Annotated in this window: 31 protein-coding genes; 12 read left to right on the top strand and 19 right to left on the bottom strand. The window is 65.8% G+C overall.

The genetic code is table 11. From position 1 onward, the window contains the following. Positions 1-100 precede the first annotated feature (100 nt). From EOD42_RS26660 to EOD42_RS16705, 18 genes are all read right to left on the bottom strand, one after another. Positions 101-241: a DUF551 domain-containing protein gene (locus EOD42_RS26660; protein WP_408902166.1), complete on the bottom strand. Its 141-nt coding sequence runs from the start codon at positions 239-241 to the stop codon at positions 101-103. Between the two features lie 86 nt (positions 242-327). Continuing rightward, positions 328-873, bottom strand: coding sequence for a hypothetical protein (locus EOD42_RS16770; RefSeq protein WP_127788725.1), 546 nt, complete (start codon positions 871-873; stop codon positions 328-330). Continuing rightward, positions 870-1262, bottom strand: a complete 393-nt coding sequence (locus EOD42_RS16765) for a hypothetical protein (RefSeq protein WP_127788724.1) — start codon at positions 1260-1262, stop codon at positions 870-872. The genes EOD42_RS16770 and EOD42_RS16765 overlap by 4 nt, the downstream gene beginning before the upstream one ends. Continuing rightward, positions 1262-2038, bottom strand: coding sequence for a hypothetical protein (locus EOD42_RS16760; RefSeq protein ID WP_127788723.1), 777 nt, complete (start codon positions 2036-2038; stop codon positions 1262-1264). The genes EOD42_RS16765 and EOD42_RS16760 overlap by 1 nt, the downstream gene beginning before the upstream one ends. Further along, positions 2031-2354: a hypothetical protein gene (locus EOD42_RS16755; RefSeq protein WP_127788722.1), complete on the bottom strand. Its 324-nt coding sequence runs from the start codon at positions 2352-2354 to the stop codon at positions 2031-2033. Before EOD42_RS16755 ends, EOD42_RS16760 begins: the two co-directional genes overlap by 8 nt. Beyond that, positions 2354-2542, bottom strand: coding sequence for a Lar family restriction alleviation protein (locus EOD42_RS26655; RefSeq protein ID WP_127788721.1), 189 nt, complete (start codon positions 2540-2542; stop codon positions 2354-2356). Before EOD42_RS26655 ends, EOD42_RS16755 begins: the two co-directional genes overlap by 1 nt. After that, positions 2539-2907, bottom strand: a complete 369-nt coding sequence (locus EOD42_RS16745) for an A1S_2505 family phage non-structural protein (protein ID WP_127788720.1) — start codon at positions 2905-2907, stop codon at positions 2539-2541. Before EOD42_RS16745 ends, EOD42_RS26655 begins: the two co-directional genes overlap by 4 nt. Beyond that, positions 2900-3160, bottom strand: a complete 261-nt coding sequence (locus tag EOD42_RS16740) for a hypothetical protein (protein ID WP_127788719.1) — start codon at positions 3158-3160, stop codon at positions 2900-2902. Before EOD42_RS16740 ends, EOD42_RS16745 begins: the two co-directional genes overlap by 8 nt. A gap of 254 nt (positions 3161-3414) precedes the next feature. Then, on the bottom strand, positions 3415-3588 hold the full coding sequence (locus tag EOD42_RS26025; RefSeq protein ID WP_164867983.1) for a hypothetical protein: 174 nt from the start codon (positions 3586-3588) through the stop codon (positions 3415-3417). Next, on the bottom strand, positions 3585-3809 hold the full coding sequence (locus EOD42_RS16735) for a DUF7736 domain-containing protein (RefSeq protein WP_127788718.1): 225 nt from the start codon (positions 3807-3809) through the stop codon (positions 3585-3587). Before EOD42_RS16735 ends, EOD42_RS26025 begins: the two co-directional genes overlap by 4 nt. Before the next feature lie 385 nt (positions 3810-4194). Beyond that, positions 4195-5487, bottom strand: coding sequence for a virulence-associated E family protein (locus EOD42_RS16730; RefSeq protein WP_127788717.1), 1293 nt, complete (start codon positions 5485-5487; stop codon positions 4195-4197). Next, positions 5484-6011, bottom strand: a complete 528-nt coding sequence (locus EOD42_RS16725; protein WP_127788716.1) for a hypothetical protein — start codon at positions 6009-6011, stop codon at positions 5484-5486. The genes EOD42_RS16730 and EOD42_RS16725 overlap by 4 nt, the downstream gene beginning before the upstream one ends. Continuing rightward, positions 6008-6358 (bottom strand): VRR-NUC domain-containing protein, encoded by a 351-nt coding sequence (locus tag EOD42_RS16720; protein ID WP_127788715.1) that lies wholly within the window; start codon positions 6356-6358, stop codon positions 6008-6010. Before EOD42_RS16720 ends, EOD42_RS16725 begins: the two co-directional genes overlap by 4 nt. Beyond that, positions 6355-8778 (bottom strand): DEAD/DEAH box helicase family protein, encoded by a 2424-nt coding sequence (locus EOD42_RS16715; RefSeq protein WP_127788714.1) that lies wholly within the window; start codon positions 8776-8778, stop codon positions 6355-6357. The genes EOD42_RS16720 and EOD42_RS16715 overlap by 4 nt, the downstream gene beginning before the upstream one ends. Continuing rightward, on the bottom strand, positions 8775-8924 hold the full coding sequence (locus tag EOD42_RS26020; RefSeq protein WP_164867982.1) for a hypothetical protein: 150 nt from the start codon (positions 8922-8924) through the stop codon (positions 8775-8777). Before EOD42_RS26020 ends, EOD42_RS16715 begins: the two co-directional genes overlap by 4 nt. Before the next feature lie 105 nt (positions 8925-9029). Continuing rightward, a complete protein-coding gene (locus EOD42_RS16710) occupies positions 9030-9464 on the bottom strand; it encodes a hypothetical protein (RefSeq protein WP_127788713.1) in 435 nt (144 codons plus the stop codon). Continuing rightward, entirely contained in the window at positions 9461-9625 is a 165-nt protein-coding gene (locus EOD42_RS26015; protein WP_164867981.1) for a hypothetical protein, read from the bottom strand. Before EOD42_RS26015 ends, EOD42_RS16710 begins: the two co-directional genes overlap by 4 nt. Beyond that, complete coding sequence (locus EOD42_RS16705) at positions 9625-9876, bottom strand: hypothetical protein (protein ID WP_127788712.1); 252 nt, start codon at positions 9874-9876, stop codon at positions 9625-9627. The genes EOD42_RS26015 and EOD42_RS16705 overlap by 1 nt, the downstream gene beginning before the upstream one ends. A 336-nt stretch (positions 9877-10212) precedes the next feature. Between EOD42_RS16705 and EOD42_RS16700 the strand changes: the two genes are divergently transcribed. Further along, entirely contained in the window at positions 10213-10449 is a 237-nt protein-coding gene (locus tag EOD42_RS16700) for a hypothetical protein (protein WP_127788711.1), read from the top strand. Between the two features lie 102 nt (positions 10450-10551). Here EOD42_RS16700 and EOD42_RS16695 read toward each other — a convergent pair whose 3' ends face one another. Continuing rightward, positions 10552-10767: a helix-turn-helix domain-containing protein gene (locus tag EOD42_RS16695; protein ID WP_127788710.1), complete on the bottom strand. Its 216-nt coding sequence runs from the start codon at positions 10765-10767 to the stop codon at positions 10552-10554. Between the two features lie 18 nt (positions 10768-10785). Here EOD42_RS16695 and EOD42_RS16690 point away from each other — a divergent pair, with 18 nt between their 5' ends. The 11 genes from EOD42_RS16690 to EOD42_RS26185 all read left to right on the top strand — a co-directional run bounded on the left by EOD42_RS16690 (position 10786) and on the right by EOD42_RS26185 (position 15939). After that, positions 10786-11535 carry a S24 family peptidase gene (locus EOD42_RS16690; protein WP_127788709.1) on the top strand — a complete coding sequence of 250 codons (750 nt, stop codon included), beginning with the start codon at positions 10786-10788 and terminating at the stop codon, positions 11533-11535. Between the two features lie 470 nt (positions 11536-12005). Beyond that, on the top strand, positions 12006-12308 hold the full coding sequence (locus tag EOD42_RS16685) for a hypothetical protein (protein WP_127788708.1): 303 nt from the start codon (positions 12006-12008) through the stop codon (positions 12306-12308). Between the two features lie 3 nt (positions 12309-12311). Beyond that, entirely contained in the window at positions 12312-12662 is a 351-nt protein-coding gene (locus EOD42_RS16680; RefSeq protein ID WP_127788707.1) for a hypothetical protein, read from the top strand. Continuing rightward, positions 12659-12844, top strand: a complete 186-nt coding sequence (locus EOD42_RS16675; protein ID WP_127788706.1) for a hypothetical protein — start codon at positions 12659-12661, stop codon at positions 12842-12844. The genes EOD42_RS16680 and EOD42_RS16675 overlap by 4 nt, the downstream gene beginning before the upstream one ends. Then, positions 12837-13199 carry a hypothetical protein gene (locus tag EOD42_RS16670; protein WP_127788705.1) on the top strand — a complete coding sequence of 121 codons (363 nt, stop codon included), beginning with the start codon at positions 12837-12839 and terminating at the stop codon, positions 13197-13199. Before EOD42_RS16675 ends, EOD42_RS16670 begins: the two co-directional genes overlap by 8 nt. Then, on the top strand, positions 13196-13417 hold the full coding sequence (locus tag EOD42_RS16665) for a hypothetical protein (protein WP_127788704.1): 222 nt from the start codon (positions 13196-13198) through the stop codon (positions 13415-13417). Before EOD42_RS16670 ends, EOD42_RS16665 begins: the two co-directional genes overlap by 4 nt. After that, positions 13414-13713 (top strand): hypothetical protein, encoded by a 300-nt coding sequence (locus tag EOD42_RS16660; RefSeq protein ID WP_127788703.1) that lies wholly within the window; start codon positions 13414-13416, stop codon positions 13711-13713. The genes EOD42_RS16665 and EOD42_RS16660 overlap by 4 nt, the downstream gene beginning before the upstream one ends. Then, positions 13710-14129 (top strand): hypothetical protein, encoded by a 420-nt coding sequence (locus EOD42_RS16655; protein ID WP_127788702.1) that lies wholly within the window; start codon positions 13710-13712, stop codon positions 14127-14129. The genes EOD42_RS16660 and EOD42_RS16655 overlap by 4 nt, the downstream gene beginning before the upstream one ends. Further along, positions 14126-14809, top strand: a complete 684-nt coding sequence (locus tag EOD42_RS16650; RefSeq protein WP_127788701.1) for a lambda exonuclease family protein — start codon at positions 14126-14128, stop codon at positions 14807-14809. Before EOD42_RS16655 ends, EOD42_RS16650 begins: the two co-directional genes overlap by 4 nt. Further along, positions 14809-15279: an AP2 domain-containing protein gene (locus tag EOD42_RS16645; RefSeq protein ID WP_127788700.1), complete on the top strand. Its 471-nt coding sequence runs from the start codon at positions 14809-14811 to the stop codon at positions 15277-15279. The genes EOD42_RS16650 and EOD42_RS16645 overlap by 1 nt, the downstream gene beginning before the upstream one ends. A gap of 243 nt (positions 15280-15522) precedes the next feature. Beyond that, the gene (locus EOD42_RS26185; protein WP_206020386.1) at positions 15523-15939 is read left to right on the top strand and encodes a hypothetical protein; all 417 of its coding nucleotides are present in this window, start codon (positions 15523-15525) and stop codon (positions 15937-15939) included. Positions 15940-16033 lie beyond the last annotated feature (94 nt).

The following is a 16033-nucleotide window of genomic DNA, read 5'->3' as shown; positions in this document are numbered from 1 at the left end:
GCTCGCCACGATACCCCCAAACGCAAAACGCCCGGGGCCGCTAGGCTCCAGGCGCAATTCTCAATCCTGACGAAACCCTAACGATATGCGCTGCGTCGTGTCAAGGGGTTATCGCGGGGTGTTGAGATGGAGGTTTAGGAAGCGGCATCCAGTGGGTGGGCTTGCATAGGTCCGTGTCCTCGCCCCCCTGATCCACGAGACACCAGCCATAGATCGGCACGTGCGATGTCTTGGTCCACATGATGACGCGGACTTCACCTTCCACGACACCCAGCAGGCGTTCGCCCTTTCGGGCCTGCGACATGTCCGGGGTCCAGGTCATATCGCTCACTCGACCATCCCCCAGTGCTCTGCCAGCCGACCGAGCGCGGCACGGATGCGGCCCATGGTCACGTCCTTCGTCTCACGCTGGCGCCCCTCGCCGTCCAGGCCGCGGCGCGATGCGATCACCTCGGCGCTGAGGTTGTCCCGCACATAGAGCCGCAGCAGGGCGGCGCCATCCTTGCCCACAGCATGGTGGGCGAACCGCAGGCTCGTCACGGCCTGCACCTGGGTCATGAGCGGCTGCCCCTGCATCCAGGGCGGCACGCGCACCGGCGGCCCGCCCGTCGGCTTGTCCCTGGCCCCTTCCTCCATCTCGCAGGTGATGGCGTAGCGATCGGCCGCCTCCCGCTCGGCATCCGTCAGCGATCCGCGCTGCCACGCCGCGTGGTAGTGATAGACCCGCCGGGCGCGCCGGACGTTGTGCGCCGGCCGGTCGGGGTCGGGGGCTTCCACCACCTCCAGCTTGCCAGTCTGGTGCTGCACGCGGGGCCCGTGGTCGAGCGGCGGCAGGGTGGAGCGCGCCTTGGGCGTGCGCTTGCGGTTGCTCATGGGCGGGGCTCCTGGGGCGGGAACGGCGGAGGCATGGCGAGCAGTTTGCGTTCCGCCTCGTCGCAGGCGGCTCGGATGGCATCGCGGCAGTCCATCAGCGCGAACTTGCCTGCATGGGCGTCGGCACAGGCGCGGACCGCAGCAATGCCGTCGAACAGCGCATGCTCCGAAAAGGCTTTGGCCTGCCAGAAGGTGTAAAGACCCGGCTCCTTCGGCAGGGGCGCGTTCGCTAGGGCAGCCAGATGTTCCAGGGCCGGGAGAGCCCCCGTCGCGTCGAGGACGCTCCCATCTTTTACGAGCCTCACCAGATTGGCGCAGGTATCGATGAGCGCGGCCCGAACCGCGAAGTAATCGGCGATTACCGCCGGGTGGATGGCTTCCTCTTCCATCACCCCTCCCCGCCGCGCGAGCGTGCTGTGTCCCATGCGAGTATGAGTTCGAGCAAAAGGCGCTCACTTGAGTTGGGTGGCATCCGGCACTGGGTCTGCCAGACACGGCTCTTCCACGCCTCCCTCTCCTTCGCCACAGCATCGGAGACGGCTTTGGCGGCGCGCTCGGAAACCTGAGGATCGGCAGCGGCGATGTTGTCCATCTCGACGTAGCGGCGAAGGGCGGCGGCTGGCGTCTCGTCGAACTGAGGTGCCATGTGCCAGTCGAGCATGGCCTGTGCGATGGCGGCCTTCCACGGATTGCGGTTCTCGTCCTCGATCAGCTCCTGCACCTGGGCGGCGGTGTAGAGGGGCTGTTCGGACACGCCGCCGTAGCCAGCGGTGCCGAGATACCATCGGCCATCACGGCGCGTGACGATCTGCGTGGGGGCGTGAACATCACCTCGCGCCACATACGTCTCCCCTCCCTCGGGCTTGGGATAGGGCGGTGCTGGGGGTGGCCGGTTGGAGGCCTTATTTCCGCATTTCTCGCAGCAATTACAGGTACTTGAGGTTGCCGGTTGCGCGGTGTCGAACTCCCCGGAATTACCGGGTAGTTGCGCATGCATGCACTCCCGGTGCGAGGCGGCGAGGGCTTCGATTAGGTTGCCCACTTCTTGGTACAGAGTGCCGATGTGAACATGCAGCAACTCTTGCATTGGATTGTTCAGCAAGCGGCGCCCTTCATCGGTCAGCCGCGCCCTGATCCGCTCCAGCTTCTCCGCGAGGTCAGGCATGGTCGTCACCACAGCGTTCGAAAACGCCCAAAATGTTGAACATGCACTGCCCGGGCTTGAGCTTTTCGAAGCTGATCGTGGCCACGGCTCGGCCACGATCATCCAGCGACCCGAACAAGTATAGGCCACGCTCGAAGAACATCGGACGCTCGGGTATCCAGAAGCCCGGCGGCAAAGGTGCGCCAGCGCGAGCAAGGCGCTCGATCATATCCGCGACCGGCGTGACGCTCTTCACCGGCATGATGCTGGTGGCCGAGACGATGCCCGGCGACATGAACAGGCCCGCTGTCAGGCCGAAGAAACTGCGACGCTTCATCACTCCCTCCCATCCTCGGCGCGGCGGTTCCAGGCGGCGATGGCACGCTCGCGGACGCCGGTTCCTCCCATGGCGTGGCACTCGCAGCAGGTGACATAGGTGCCAGGACCAGCGCGGCCGTCAGGGATGACGCGCACAAACGTCGATCCGCAGAACGGACACGGCTTCGGCGGCTCAGGCGGGGTCATGGGGTGGGTCCAGTCAGCGCGTCGAGGAATTCGACCGGCATCCGCACGTTGCCCGGCGCGCCGGCAAACATCGGCGCGATATCCTGCGGCTTATAGCCGGCGAGACCGCAGCCAATGGGCGTCAGCCGGAAGGTGAGACCCGGGTTCTCAACAGCGAATGCCAGGAAGCGGGCCACATGCCTCTCGATCTCGCTGAGATGCAGCGTGGCCAGCCGGGCGTCCTTGGTCGGGATTGCATAGCTGCGGCCTTGCAATCCTTCGCCCTGCCCATACTTCGCGCCGCAATGCAGTCGAGCATGGAGAGCAGCGCCTTTGCCGTGGCGGCCGGCCAGATTGCTGCCGAACACGAAGATTTCGTCAACCATCCTCCGCCTCCTTCTTGCCGAGCAGGGCGCGGGCTCGGTCCGTCGCGCGACCGTATGCCAGCAGCAATTCGACGGCCTTGGCTGCGCTGGGCGCCACAGCTGGAGACAGGGCGGTGATGACGTCATCTCTGGTCATGACCGTCAGACACTCCCGCAAAGCCTCCCGTAGCCTGCTCTCCATGACCGAGCGCATCGGGCCGAACTGCCACTCCGGGATCACCGCCAGCACGCGGGCCTTGGTGCCGTCCGTCATGGCCCCGCACACCTCCCAGTCGGTCAGGACAGCGAGCAAAGCCTCCCGCAGCCGGGCGGTTTCGGAGGGCGGGGGGATGGGGCCGAGGTAGGTCCTTCGATAGAGTCCTAGCCAGGACGCCATAGAGCGAGGCAAGAGATGCTCCTCCCCATTCCACCAAGCGCCCTTCTTTGCGTCCCAATAGACACACCCTGAGCCAAGCCAATGCCACCCATCCTTCTCCGGCTGCTCCGGCCGGCCGTCCCAGGGCGCGCTCATGGCGTATCTCCCTTCGTATACCCCATGCGTCGCTTGGTGATGTTGATCACATCGCCCGACCACAGCCCGCAGACCCAGAAGGCCGCGCACGCCAACCAAGGCATCCCATCTGCAAGCGCGGCTATGGCGCACACGAGGCAGATGCCCGCGTAGATCAGAGCTTCCTTCACGCCCCGTCCCCCTCGGGCGCGGGGGTGGCGCAGATGGCCAGGAAGTCTTCGCGAACAGCTTCCCTCAGCTGCACGATCACACCTTCAATGGCGAATTCATGCGTCCAGATCGGCCGCCCCAGCCGTTGCTCGGCCAGCTTGTGGATATCGGAAAACGGCCCGCACGCGATGCCGGTGAAAGCACCGATGATCGCCGCCTGTTCTGTTGTCAGTCGATCCACCTCACACCTCCTTCAGGCCGCGCGCGCGCGCGTGTTTTTGGGGGGCGGCTGTGGGCCACCTCTCCATGTCGATTGCGATATCTGCTGCTGGGGATGGGGCGGCGCGTAACCACGTCACCACCTAGGGGCGTTTTCCAAACCCCTATATGAATACCACCCCCTCTATAATACTTACCCATATAGGTGGGTACGGTAGTTACGGTGGGTACTAGGTAGTGATTGCAGTGGGTTATGCTGTACCCGCCGTAACCACTGTCACCACCTAGGGTATGGGTGTTTGCCTTGATATTGTGCAGAAAGGCGTACCCACCCGTACCCACCTGGGCGCGCGTACCCACCTTTGCGTACCCACCTATCTGCAGTCTGGTTTGGTGCGCTGGCGCGGCTATTCGGGCCATTTCCAGATCCACCGAGGCTTGCCATCCACCCTGACCTGCTTTCGCACCAGGCCTTCCTTGGCCAGAATGCCGGCCGCGCGCATCTCTTCCTTCTTCCCCATCCGGGCTGCGTCGATACCCAGGCCATCGGAGAGGACGGCACCCACGGTCACATGGGCGATGCGAAGGCCGCGCTGTTCGTCCAGCCATTTGCGGACGCGATCTTCCCAGACATCGCCCGCCAGGCGCTCGGCCTGCTGCTCGATGGCCAGCTCCCGTGCCTCCTCTTCCAGCCAGATGATCTCGCCTGCAGCCTCGCGGTGTGCGGCTTCGGCCCAGAGCTGGTCGCGGACCTCGCGCACCCATTGGGGGGACGCGAACTGGCAGGCGACGGGCCAGAAGCGCCGATTGCCCGTGGTGTCGCGCAGATAGTCCGTCTGGTTCGTGGTGCCGATGAACACACACTCGCGGCCCCGGGTGATAAACGATCGGCCATAGGGCGGCCGGAAACGCTCCGTGGGGCGGCTAAGGAAGGCCTTGAGGCTCTCTGTGTCCGTGCGGATCAGATGCTCGATCTCTGCGAACTCGACGCCCCACACGCCCAGCAGCGACTGACTGCCATCCTTGGACAGCAGGTTGGGCGGCAGAGCGTCGGTGAACCAAGCATCCCCGAACAGCGCGCGCACGGTCTGAGACTTGCCAGCACCCTGCAGGCCTTCGAGGATGAGCATGGTGTCGAACTTGCAGCCAGGCTGGCGGATGCGGCGCACGGCGGCGATCAGGATCTTCGCGCCCACCTCGCGGGTGTAGGGCGTGTCCTCGGCGCCGAACGACCAGCGCAACCAGTGACCCAGGCGAGGCTTACCATCCCAACTCAGGCCATCGAGATATTGCCGCACCGGATGGAAGCGGTTGCGCTCCGCATCGGTGTAGACGGCATCCTCGACGGTCTGGCGGGTGACGCGCGCGAGGTGCTGGCGCTGGACATAAGCCTGAATGGCGATGATGTCGGCGGCGCGGATCGCGCGGGGATACGGGCCCGGTGCCGGCCGGTCGGTGACCTGCATGCGCGGCGGCGGGGCGAGTATCTGAGGCTCTTCCAGGAACTCGTTGAAGCCGAGCAAGCCCTGCAGCTCTGGGTTCAGCGCCAGGCACAGCAGCACGTTGTCCACGTTGCTGTGCGGCACACCCTTGTCATTGGTGCCAAGGGACGCCTGCAGCATGCCGAGCGGGTTGCTGGTGTCGGGCTGCAGCTGCTTCTTGGCGGCTTCGAACTGGCTGGCGAAATCGTCGGGCATCATGCTGCCTCCCGAGCTTGGAAGGACAGGCCGGCGAACGCGGAGGTGCCGCGCTGCAGGGGCTGATACGTCGGCACCTCGATGCCGCAGATGCGGGCGATGCGATTGCCGGCCCGCCCATAGCTGCAGGACCAGCGCCACATGCCCAGGGTGATCAGGTCATCGCCGCGGTTGGCGCGGTCGTAGGTGAGCCAGGAGCCGTCGTAGCCAGAGACGAGCAGGGCCCGCCAGCCGTCGATGCGCAGCAGATGCACCAGGGCATCGCGCATGGCGCGGTTCGGGCCGGCCACACGAGCCCTGCAGGTCGCGGCGAAGCGGGCGTGATTGTCGTTCGGCGGGCCGGGAAGCTGGCCAGCGTCGAGCGCGCGCGCATAGGGCGGCGTCCAGCGGCCCGGGGACTGGCCCCAAGGCTCCGAACGGGCGTAGCTCACGTCCATGGCAGCCAGCACGCGGGGCAGGCAGCCTTCTTCCCTGACGGCCCAGGCATTGACGGTGGCCCAGCAGGGCTTGCGGTCAGGGGTCCTCATGTCGGCAGCCCCAGGATGAGGCGCGCCTGCTCGGGGCTGCGGGCGACGCCAGCCAAGCCGCCGGCGGTGCGGACATGCTGCAGGAAATTGACCTGCTTGTCGGTCGGGCGGCCGCGTTCGTTCTTGACCTCGACGGCGGCAAAGATGGCCACCTGCTGGCCCACCATGTCGGGCGTCACGGTGATGGTGCGCAGGCCGATCAGATCGGCGCTACCCTCGCACAGGCCGTAGCGGACCAGGCGGCCGGTCGTGTCCTGCAGCGCGCCAGTGTTGTTCCGCCAGAGCGTCACACCGGGTGTCGTGCCCAGGGCGAGGCGGATGTTCTGCAGGATCTCGGTTTCGATCATGCGTGCCTCGCAGCGCGCTGGGCCATGATGTGCCGCACCCACCCCGGCTTGTAGCCACGCTCACGAGCCAGGGCGCGCAGGTCGTCCTCGGTCTTGGCCTTCCACAGAACGTTGCGGAGGGGCTGCATCTTGGCCGCCGTCAGCTCCTGCAACTCTCCCGCGATCACCTCAGGCCCCTGGCGTCCGTCGCCGCCCTCGCTGGCATAGCGATGGCCGCAGGCGGGGCAGGTCGGTGCTGGCGCGTGCACGGCATAACAGGTCGGGCACTGGCGAGCCGATGCAGCCTGGCGCTTAGGGCGGCCGCGCAGGCTCCACTCTCGGTCAGCCTCGATGGGGCCGTGCATGAGCGTGTTGGCCGCGTGGTCGAGGACGATCAGCCGATCCTTGCCGGCAGCAGGGCGCAGACCGCGGCCGACTTGCTGCAGGTAGAGGCCGAGCGACTTGGTGGGGCGCATCAGGATGACGCAGCCGACGGCCGGCACGTCCAGGCCCTCGGAGATCAGGTCGCAGCTGCAGAGGATCTGAACCTCACCCGTGGCCAGACCTGCGATCGCGGCGTCGCGCTCAGCGGTGGGCGTGGCGCCAGAGGCAGAGGCCGCCCGCCAGCCTGCAGCACGGAAAGCCTCGGCCATCTCGCGGGCATGCTCGACGGAGGGGGAGAACAGGATCGCCGGCTGACCTGCAGCATGGCGGTTGTAGTGGAGGATGGCGTCGCCGGTGATGCTGGGCTTGGACATGGCGGCGTTCAGGGCCGCATGCTCATAGTCACCGCCCTTGGTGCGCACGCCGGTCAGGTCCGGCGCATCTGCAGGGGCGAATACGCGGGTGCCGGTGAGGTGGCCCTGCTCGATCAGGTCGGCCACACGGGGCCCCATGACCAGCGCGTCGAAGCAGCCACCCACCTCGACGCCGAGGCCCCGGCCATCCAGACGCTCAGGCGTAGCGGTGACGCCGAGCAGCCGGGCAGAGGGGAACGCGGCGATGACGGTGGCCCACTGACCAGCGATGGCGTGGTGCGCCTCGTCGATGACGATCAGGTCCGGTGGCTGCAGGCGGTCGAGCCGGCGCGTGAGGGTCTGCACGCTGGCGACCTGCACGGGGTGCGCGGTCTGGTCATGGCCGGGCGCGATGACGCCGTGGTGCACGCCTGCCTCATGCAGCTTGCGGGACGCCTGGCGGATCAGTTCGCGCCGATGGGCCAGGACGAGCACGCGCTTGCCGCGAGAGGCGGTCTGGCCGGAGACGAAGCCGAACATGACGGTGTTGTGGGTGACGGTGAAGTCGCCGAGCAGGAACAGGCGATCCGGGCCAGCGATCTCGAAGCCGAAATAATCGCCTTGACCGACGCTTTCGACGGTGATGCCGGTCAGCAACTGGCTCTTGATCTGCCGGCGCGGCGCGGCGCGCTTCCTCGCCACGCGACAGGGAATTTCGTCTACCGGCCCATTGATGTTGCAGCGCCAGTAGTCGCCCACTTTCCCATTGTTCCCGCAGACCTTGCGAGCCGGGCGACGCCTTGCGGCGAACCCGAGCGAGCGAGCGACAAAGATGATGCCGTCCAACAGGCGTTCGCACTTCAGGGTCACGTCGAAGCCGCGACCCGTCCAGCAGCCGTCAGCGTCCAGAAAGCCAGCCAGCAGTTCCAGGCGGTCTGCGCGTGAGCCCGTCAGGTAGCGATGCGGGACATGCTTGTTCTGCAGCAGGCCATAGTGGTGAAGCGCGCCGGTGATGGCGTTGGTGCGATGACCTCGACCTACGCCGCGCCTGCCGGTCGTCGGGAACAGCATCACGCTGTGCGCGCTGTTGGGCTCCACCCGCAAAGCCAGCCCATGGGACGCTGCGCAAGCCTCGACCGCTTCATGGACCTCGGGATCACCAGTGGTGATCGAGGCGCCCCGGCTGCTGCCGTCGCCGAGCCAAACGCCAAGGTAATACGGGTCGAGCCGCAAGGGCTCCTCGTGCTCGGGGAAGTCGACCGCCGCACGCCAGCCCTTTGCGCAATGGCGGAAGGTCTTGTTACGGGCCAGGTATTCATCGACGGACAGGTTAACAACTGTGCCGTCTGGAATGCCGCAAGTGTGCAGCGAGCCGCCGGTCATTCGCAGTGAAAGGACGTGCGACCGGTTGACGGTGTAGGGATCGCCGCCTCGGAGGGGCGTGATGCGGAACATCTCTTCGCGGCCGCGCGCCAGCGAGGTCACCCGGCGCGCGCGGCTGTCTGGCCCCATCAGAAGGTCACCGACCACGACATCCTCGACTGGCACCACGCGGCCATCGAACATGATGACGGGCGTACCGCGCGCGAGGCACTTGCCCGCGCCCGTGGGAGCCACCAGCAGCGGGGCACGCGCACCGGAGCGGTAGGCGTCGCGGACGCCCTCGATAGCTTCTTCCTGATAGGGGCGGAGAGTCAGCGTCATGCGCGCTTCACCTTCGGCAGCAGCCGACGCACCTGCTCGATCGGCAGGCCAGTGCGGGCCGCGATGTCGAAGTCCGTCCAGCCGCTGCGGGCCATCGCCTGGGCGGTCGTGATCTGGTCCGTGGTCACGGCGGCGGGCTCAGTCATCGTCGCCATTCCACACGTCAAAGAGCATCCAGCACCCGGCGCAGACGACGAGAGCGATGCCACTGCCGAGGATCAGAAGGACTGCAACCTGCAGGATGGCGGTGATCATGCCGACCTCCGCTGCCGATACAGCTCGGCCTCACGGATGGCGCGATGGAGCGGAACGCCACGCGCCGTGAGGCTCATGACGATCCGGTCATGGATGTGACCCGCTCCCACCCTTCCCGCATGCTCACCGCTCTCGCGGCCCTCGCACGGGTTAACCTTGGCCTGCGCGTTGCTTGTGGGGGGCGCGATGGCGTCGGCAGGGTGGGGCGATCCGGCAGGCGGGTCAGCGGCCGGTGAAAGGCGCGAGGCCCCAATATCGAACGCGGTCGGCAGTTCGGCCAACTCGCGAAGGCGCAGGATGCGCGTGGCAACAGAATTCATGGAACGGCCGAAGCGCTCGGCCATCGCGCGGCGAGTATCGCCAGCGAAGTACGCGGCGATCAGCGCTTGGTCATCTGCTCCAGACCACGGGCGTCCGGTGTATCCGCTCATGCCGCCGCTGCCTTGGCCTTGGCGGCCTCGTTGATGACGTCGATCCAGCGGCCCTTGCACCAGCTGATGGAGACCAGGCCGAGACGCAGCTCGGGGAACACGTCGCCTCGATCGAACCCGAAGCCGTGCAGGCCGATTACGAAGATGATGCTTCTGCGCATCAGGGGGACCTCTCGGCGCGGCGGGTCGAGACGACCTCATTGACCGCGGCATGGAATTTCGGATCGGCGGCCATCAGCTCGACGAGCTTGTCCACGCTCATGGCGCAGTTGTCGTCGAGCCAGTTTCGGGCCGCCCTGGGGGTGGAATTGGCGCGCCGGCCGAGCAGCTTCTCGGCATGGCGCAGCGGGCCGTAGAGACGCCGCAGGGCCTCCATCACCCGGTCGCCAGGGGATGCGGTTGCGGCGGTCATGCTGTGAAAACTTCGGTCAGAATTTGACCAGGACATTCCATGCTCTCCGATGCAAAAAACGGGGCATGGCAGATCGCAGTAACCGCCCGGGCAGCGTTGGCGCGCTGTTCGGGCACCTCCCTGGAAAATGCGCAGGGCGCGCCAGCGACACCCGCAGTCGAGACACGGAGGAGAGGCCCAAGGCGGGGATATCCGGCCCGCGCGGCTGCCCGGAGCGCCAGGCCGAAGCCGCTGGCGACGCTGCGGGAAGAGGAAGCACGGACCGGCCTACGCGATTGCGCAATAACCGGTCCGTGATCCACCATGGTCAGGGGAATGACGACATGGAGGATAGTCATGAACGAAGAACAGCAACGCTTGGCGATGGCGACCACGTCCATCGCGGTCTTGCGCGTCGCAGTCGCGGCGCTGATCGCCGCAAGTCCACAGCGCGGCAGGATCATGGAAGCGTTGGAGCAATACCGCCCCGCACCGACGGCGCCAGACGGCGCGTACATGGAGGCGGCCGTGGATGAACTGGTCATGCACATCACACGCTTTTCCGGAGCTGGTCACACAGGCGGCGCTCATTGACCTTGAGGCAGCGGTCGAACTCAGCCCAGTCAAAGGGCTTGGGTTCGGCGGCGCGCGTGAACCACAGCAGGATTTTGCCGATGAGGGCGCGCGGCGATGACATCACGCGCTTTCCCGGGCAGCGGCGTAGAAGTCGGTAGGCGTGACCTTGCCGCCGGTGGCTTCCATAATCCTGCGCATAGCGTCAGGTCGCGGGATGCGCTCGCCGCCGGCATAGCGGTGGACGGTCCTGGCGGCATTGGGGCCGGCAAAGCCAAGCCTCTCAGCCAAAGCCTCGTAGGAGAGGCCCTCACGGGCGCGGTACTCGTCCAGGGTCATGGACGAATTGTGGCCACTATGGCCTCAACAGTCAAGGCCATTTCGGCCGGTGATCATCAAGACATTTTTGGCCATAACGGCCCGATGACCCGTCTAGCTGAAGTCCTTGCGGCGCGACACCTTCAGGCCGCTGATTTGGCTCGCCTCACTGGCACTGACCCGAGCACGGTCAGCAAGCTCGTGCGCGGCGCAAGAGAGCTGCGGCGGCACTGGGCAGAAAAATTCGCCCCACCGCTCACTGTCCGTCCTGAGGATCTGCTTACGAAGCCCGGGGCTCCCATCCCAGCGGAGCCTTTCGCCGCGGGAAGCGACGTGCAGCCTGTTGCAACGCGCCAGCCCATGGAGGCTGCCCGACTACCGCTTTCAGCGCAGGTTCCAGTTATGGGGACGGTCTCTTGCGGGACGGATGGCCAGTTCGAGGTAAACCTGACGGATGGCCCCCTGGAATATGTGGACGTTCCTGCGAAGCTGGTGGGTGTACCGGACATCTTCGCGCTGTTCGTCGCGGGTGACAGCATGGCCGGGGTCTGGGCGCCAGGGGACACGGTGTACGTCTCTCGGAAGCGCCCGGTGACACCAGGGAGCTACGCCGTTGTGCTGGTGGAGATGGGCCAGGGCGAGCAGCCAGCGGCATACCTCAAGGAATACGTCGGCGGTGACAATCAGCGCATCACCCTGCGCCAATACAACCCGCAGACCGAGAAGGTGATAGAGCGCGCCCGCGTCAAAGAGATGTGGCGTGCCCTGCATTGGAGGGAGCTACTATGAAAAAGTGGCTATGCGCGGTTTTCGGGGTGTTAGCGCTGTCTTTCCCCGCTGGGGCTCAGCAGGTGACAATTCGAGGCGCAGGAGTGTCTGTTTCCTGTGGCCAATGGTTGGCTTGGCGGTCAGGATACAGAGCAGGGACGTTGGGATCGCGGGAGCAAGACCGTTTTTTCCATGTGGAAAGCTGGATGAATGGGTATCTGTCGGGGGCGACTATTTTCTTTGGAATTAACGACATTCTTCAAAGCGTGGATCATGAAGGTGTCTCTTATTGGGTTGAAAACTACTGCCAATCCAGGCCAACCGAGCGCTTCAGCCAAGCCTTAGCCACGTTCGTTCGCGCCGCAAACGCGCCAGCGAGATAGGAGGTATTTTTTTGCCCATCGTGTGGCCACTTTGGCCTTGACGATATAAGGCCGCTATGGCCACATAAGCTCCACACACGGAGCCGCTGGCTCCAAGAGGAGCCTGAGATGAGCGAGACGAAGACGGAGCAGAAGGCGGCCCACACTCCGGGGCCTTGGCGCATCTGGCAGCAGGTAGACCCTGCCATCGAACAGCCCAGCGCCCATGTCGCCTTGGTGAACACCACCTTTGTGGTTGGAAGCGGTCCGCTCGGCGCTCCGGAGGCTGACGCCCGCCTGATCGCCGCGGCCCCGGCGCTGCTGGAGGCGTGCGAGGCGGTGTTCTGCGCCGCCGACATGACCGACGCGGATCGGTTCCTCGCCATGGAGAAGGTGGCCACCGCCATCGCCTCCTCGCGTGGGGAGGGCTGAGCCATGTCCATCCTCGCCACCTACGCCGAGCAGATCGACGCGATGCACCGGCGCGCTGTTGATGCCGTCTCGGACGCCGACGCTGAGGCGTTCTACGAGCGCAAGCTGACCGCGCTGTATCAGCTGCGCATGTTCTGTGAAGCGGCTGATCCCGTCGCGGACGCCATGGCCACGGACCAGCAGACGACCGAGGACGGTCTGAGCTTGGGCGCCATGATGGTCGATCTGGCCAGCGGGATCGTCTCGGACATCGAGCGCGACTGCGAACGCGCGGCCCAGAATAGCCTGCCGCACGTCGCGTTCGACAACGCCCGCGCGGCCTATCGCCAGTCTGACAGGGAGTATCGGCTGTGACCGCCGACGAGCAGGTAGCGCTGCTGGAGAAGGCGTTGCGCAGGGTGGTCGATGACGCATGGCCCCGTCCGAACGGCAATAGCTTCCGTGTTCATGGGGAAGCGATGGAGGGCGCCCGGCTGGCCCTCGTCCAGCTCGATGTTGCCCGCGCATCCGCCAAGCAGGAGGCGCCCCATGGCTAGCGTCGGCCAGCCTATCATCGTCCCCTCGCCGCGTGGCTTCTGGTTTTTCGGCCACCTGACCGAACACGGCGTGCAGATGAGCATCGAGAACTTCCTCGACCTCCAGCACGCCCGGCGCTGGTGCCAGGGCCAGGGTATCCGCGCCCTCTACGAGATCGACGGCGCCAGGATGTCCACGGACGCGGCGACGCTGCTGGAGGCCACGGCACTCGGGATCGAGCCCCAGAACCGTCGCGGCCTGAAGAACCTGATCCTGTGCGGCATGGCCGAGAAATCGCGCGCCGAGGGGAAGCTGACGATCACCCTCACCGAGAAGGGCCGCGCGACCGCTGCCGCCCTGGGAGTGTCCGCATGATTAGCCAAGAAACAGCCCGCAAGATGCTTGCTGCGCTGCGGTCCGCTGAGGTTCATCTCGCGGCCGCCAAGGCACTGTATGCACAAAGAGAGCCCTTGGCGCAGTACCGCCCTGATGAGCATGCCTACTGGTCAAACGACCCGGCAAGGGTGGCTCTCTATTCATCTCACGCGGCGGTGGTCGCATCCATCGCGGCGGCAGCCGGGGAGGCCGCATGACCGCCCCGTCCAGCGCGCCCGTGATGCCTGTGCCGCCGCCTGTGGTGGTGCATGTGGAGTTCCCCCGGCGCCCCAGCTCGACACGCCCGGTTCGCCCCGTGCGCTGCGGCTGGCCCGATGCCGCAGTGCTGGGCAAGCTCAGCGTCGTTACGGCAGACGCCGCCGCCCAGGTTCACACCGACGAGGAAACCGAGGCTCTGTGGTGGGCGCAGGCTGCGTTCGCTGACCTCGCCAACGGCAACCGCGTGGCAGCGGCGCATGCGTTCCGCCAGGCTGCGCAGGCGGTGAAGCCGTGAGCCGGTCCGAATACAGCGACGCCTGCGAAGGGTGGGCTCTTATCCGCTGGCGCGGCGCGGTGAAGGCCGCCATGCGGGGCAATCGAGGCATCGCATTCCTTCGAGAGGCTCTGGCGGCCTTGGACGCTATGCCCACCAAGCGCCTCATCTCCGACCACCTTCACGCGAAGGGCGAGGTCTGCCTCATAGGCGCGGTCGGTGTCGCTCGCGGCGTCAGCATGGAGAGGATCGACCCGGAAGACGCAGATTGCGTGTCGACCGCGTTCGGGATCGCTCCTGCCATGGCGCGGGAAATCGTCTTCATGAACGATGAGGCGGGCTCTTGGAGAGAGACCCCAGAACAGCGTTTTTGCCGAATGAGGGAATGGCTGGTCAGGGAGATAGCCGCCGCAGAGAAGGCCCGGGGGCAGGCATGACCATCATCTACCACCCCGAGGTCGTGCAGGGCAGCGACGAGTGGCTGGCGCTGCGGTGCGGGCTGCTCACGGCCAGCGAGATGAAGCTGATCGTCACGCCGACGCTCAAAGTGGCCGCCAACGACAAACAGCGGGCGCACCTGTTCGAGCTGGTCTCGCAGCGCATCAGCGGCTTCGTCGAGCCTACCTACATCGGGGACGAGATGCTGCGCGGCCAGGATGACGAGCTCGAGGCACGGCAGCGCTATGCCGAGGCCTATGCGCCCGTGACCGAATGCGGCTTCGTCACCAACGACGAGTGGGGCTTCACGATCGGCTGCTCGCCTGACGGGCTGGTGGGCGATAATGGCCTGATCGAGATCAAGAGCCGCCGACAGAAGTTCCAGGTGGCGACGATCTGCGCGCGCCAGATGCCGGACGATTACGTGATGCAGGTGCAAACCAGCCTGCTCGTGACCGGCCGGGCGTGGTGCGACTTCGTAAGCTATTCCGGCGGCCTGCCGATGGTGACGCTCCGGGTCTACCCCGACGCGCGCATCCAGGCCGCCATCATCGAGGCCGCGACTGCCTTCGAGGAAGCCGCCGCCCAGTACATCGCAACCTATCGCGCCAACCTGGAAGCCGACGACATGCGTTGGCTGCCCACGGAGCGGCGCGTCGAGCAGGAGATCATGATCTGATGGCGATGATCGAACTCACGCTCGGGCAGCAGGCCATCGTTGACGACGAGGATTACCCCATCCTGTCCCAATGGAAGTGGCACGCCCTGAAGCAGCCGCGCACCTATTACGCGGCCCGCGACGTGAAGATTGACGGCAAGCGGGTCACAATCTGGATGCACCGCCTCATCAATCAGACGCCGGTGGGGCTGCTGACCGACCACATCAACGGGAACGGTCTGGACAATCGCCGGGTGAACCTGCGGTCCGTGACCCACCACGACAACATGGTGAACTGCGCGCGCCATAAAGCGGGCTCATCCCGGTTCCGTGGTGTGTCGTGGCACGGCCCGAACCGGCGGTGGGTGGCTCAAATCACCCACAATTACAAGAACATCTACATCGGCGCATTCCTGACCGAGGAAGAGGCGGCGGCGGCCTATGAGGCGCGTCGTCTGGAGCTTCGGCCCGGGAAGATCATGCGCGCATAGGAGAGAGAAATGGATATGTCCCAATTCCTGGCGCCCAAAAGCGACCAGACCAACGCGGATGATCTGATTTCAGGGCCGCGCACCATCACGGTGAGCCACGTTTCGGGAACCGGGAATGCCGACCAGCCTGTCTCTGTCCACTATGAGGGAGACGAGAACCGGCCTTTCAAACCCTGCAAGATGATGCGCCGAGTGATGGTGGCCGCATGGGGGGCGGATGCGTCGCAATATGTTGGGCGCTCCATGACCCTCTACCGGGATCCCAAGGTGAAGTTCGGCGGCATGGAGGTGGGCGGCATCCGGATCGGCGCCATGTCCCACATCGACCGGGACATAGTGATGGCGCTGACCGTCACGAAGGCGAAGCGCGAGCCCTACAAGGTGCAGGTGCTCAAGCCTGTGGCGCCGAAGCAGGCCGCCGAGGACAAGGCGAAGGCAGGCGCGGATGCCCTGGTGGCGCGTCTCGCTGCCGCGCAGGACACGGCCGCCCTGGACGCCGTCATCGCTGACGGGAAGTTCAGCGGTCAGCGCGCCTGGCTGAAGCAGAACCGCCCTGAGCTGGCGCAGCTGGTGGACGACGCCGTGAACGCAGCACTCGCCCGTGTCGGCGACGGCTTCCCCGCCGAAGCCACCGCCCCCTGCGCGCAGGGGGAGGGGTGAGCATGGATCGCTATTTGACGCGCGAGAAAATCAGTGCAGTGCGCGAGATGCATCGGCAGAAAATGAACACTGCTGCGGCGCGCGCCGAGATGAT

The organism is Rhodovarius crocodyli (genome assembly GCF_004005855.1).
Classification (GTDB): domain Bacteria; phylum Pseudomonadota; class Alphaproteobacteria; order Acetobacterales; family Acetobacteraceae; genus Rhodovarius; species Rhodovarius crocodyli.
This window is presented reverse-complemented; position numbering and strand designations above follow the sequence as displayed.

Bases quoted from the DNA above. Each gene is read 5' to 3' on its own strand.
- EOD42_RS16755 (WP_127788722.1), bottom strand. From the start codon at position 2,354: ATGAAGCGTCGCAGTTTCTTCGGCCTGACAGCGGGCCTGTTCATGTCG.
- EOD42_RS16710 (WP_127788713.1), bottom strand. From the start codon at position 9,464: ATGAGCGGATACACCGGACGCCCGTGGTCTGGAGCAGATGACCAAGCG.
- EOD42_RS16770 (WP_127788725.1), bottom strand. From the start codon at position 873: ATGAGCAACCGCAAGCGCACGCCCAAGGCGCGCTCCACCCTGCCGCCG.
- EOD42_RS16660 (WP_127788703.1), top strand. From the start codon at position 13,414: ATGACCGCCCCGTCCAGCGCGCCCGTGATGCCTGTGCCGCCGCCTGTG.
- EOD42_RS16680 (WP_127788707.1), top strand. From the start codon at position 12,312: ATGTCCATCCTCGCCACCTACGCCGAGCAGATCGACGCGATGCACCGG.
- EOD42_RS16645 (WP_127788700.1), top strand. From the start codon at position 14,809: ATGGCGATGATCGAACTCACGCTCGGGCAGCAGGCCATCGTTGACGAC.
- EOD42_RS16665 (WP_127788704.1), top strand. From the start codon at position 13,196: ATGATTAGCCAAGAAACAGCCCGCAAGATGCTTGCTGCGCTGCGGTCC.
- EOD42_RS16705 (WP_127788712.1), bottom strand. From the start codon at position 9,876: ATGACCGCCGCAACCGCATCCCCTGGCGACCGGGTGATGGAGGCCCTG.
- EOD42_RS16765 (WP_127788724.1), bottom strand. From the start codon at position 1,262: ATGGAAGAGGAAGCCATCCACCCGGCGGTAATCGCCGATTACTTCGCG.
- EOD42_RS26655 (WP_127788721.1), bottom strand. From the start codon at position 2,542: ATGACCCCGCCTGAGCCGCCGAAGCCGTGTCCGTTCTGCGGATCGACG.
- EOD42_RS16725 (WP_127788716.1), bottom strand. From the start codon at position 6,011: ATGAGGACCCCTGACCGCAAGCCCTGCTGGGCCACCGTCAATGCCTGG.
- EOD42_RS26020 (WP_164867982.1), bottom strand. From the start codon at position 8,924: ATGACTGAGCCCGCCGCCGTGACCACGGACCAGATCACGACCGCCCAG.
- EOD42_RS16715 (WP_127788714.1), bottom strand. From the start codon at position 8,778: ATGACGCTGACTCTCCGCCCCTATCAGGAAGAAGCTATCGAGGGCGTC.
- EOD42_RS16650 (WP_127788701.1), top strand. From the start codon at position 14,126: ATGACCATCATCTACCACCCCGAGGTCGTGCAGGGCAGCGACGAGTGG.
- EOD42_RS16700 (WP_127788711.1), top strand. From the start codon at position 10,213: ATGAACGAAGAACAGCAACGCTTGGCGATGGCGACCACGTCCATCGCG.
- EOD42_RS16740 (WP_127788719.1), bottom strand. From the start codon at position 3,160: ATGACGGACGGCACCAAGGCCCGCGTGCTGGCGGTGATCCCGGAGTGG.
- EOD42_RS16670 (WP_127788705.1), top strand. From the start codon at position 12,837: ATGGCTAGCGTCGGCCAGCCTATCATCGTCCCCTCGCCGCGTGGCTTC.
- EOD42_RS16730 (WP_127788717.1), bottom strand. From the start codon at position 5,487: ATGATGCCCGACGATTTCGCCAGCCAGTTCGAAGCCGCCAAGAAGCAG.
- EOD42_RS16720 (WP_127788715.1), bottom strand. From the start codon at position 6,358: ATGATCGAAACCGAGATCCTGCAGAACATCCGCCTCGCCCTGGGCACG.
- EOD42_RS16685 (WP_127788708.1), top strand. From the start codon at position 12,006: ATGAGCGAGACGAAGACGGAGCAGAAGGCGGCCCACACTCCGGGGCCT.
- EOD42_RS26185 (WP_206020386.1), top strand. From the start codon at position 15,523: ATGACCCTCTACCGGGATCCCAAGGTGAAGTTCGGCGGCATGGAGGTG.
- EOD42_RS16690 (WP_127788709.1), top strand. From the start codon at position 10,786: ATGGCCTCAACAGTCAAGGCCATTTCGGCCGGTGATCATCAAGACATT.
- EOD42_RS16745 (WP_127788720.1), bottom strand. From the start codon at position 2,907: ATGGTTGACGAAATCTTCGTGTTCGGCAGCAATCTGGCCGGCCGCCAC.
- EOD42_RS26015 (WP_164867981.1), bottom strand. From the start codon at position 9,625: ATGCGCAGAAGCATCATCTTCGTAATCGGCCTGCACGGCTTCGGGTTC.
- EOD42_RS16760 (WP_127788723.1), bottom strand. From the start codon at position 2,038: ATGCCTGACCTCGCGGAGAAGCTGGAGCGGATCAGGGCGCGGCTGACC.
- EOD42_RS16695 (WP_127788710.1), bottom strand. From the start codon at position 10,767: ATGACCCTGGACGAGTACCGCGCCCGTGAGGGCCTCTCCTACGAGGCT.
- EOD42_RS26660 (WP_408902166.1), bottom strand. From the start codon at position 241: ATGTGGACCAAGACATCGCACGTGCCGATCTATGGCTGGTGTCTCGTG.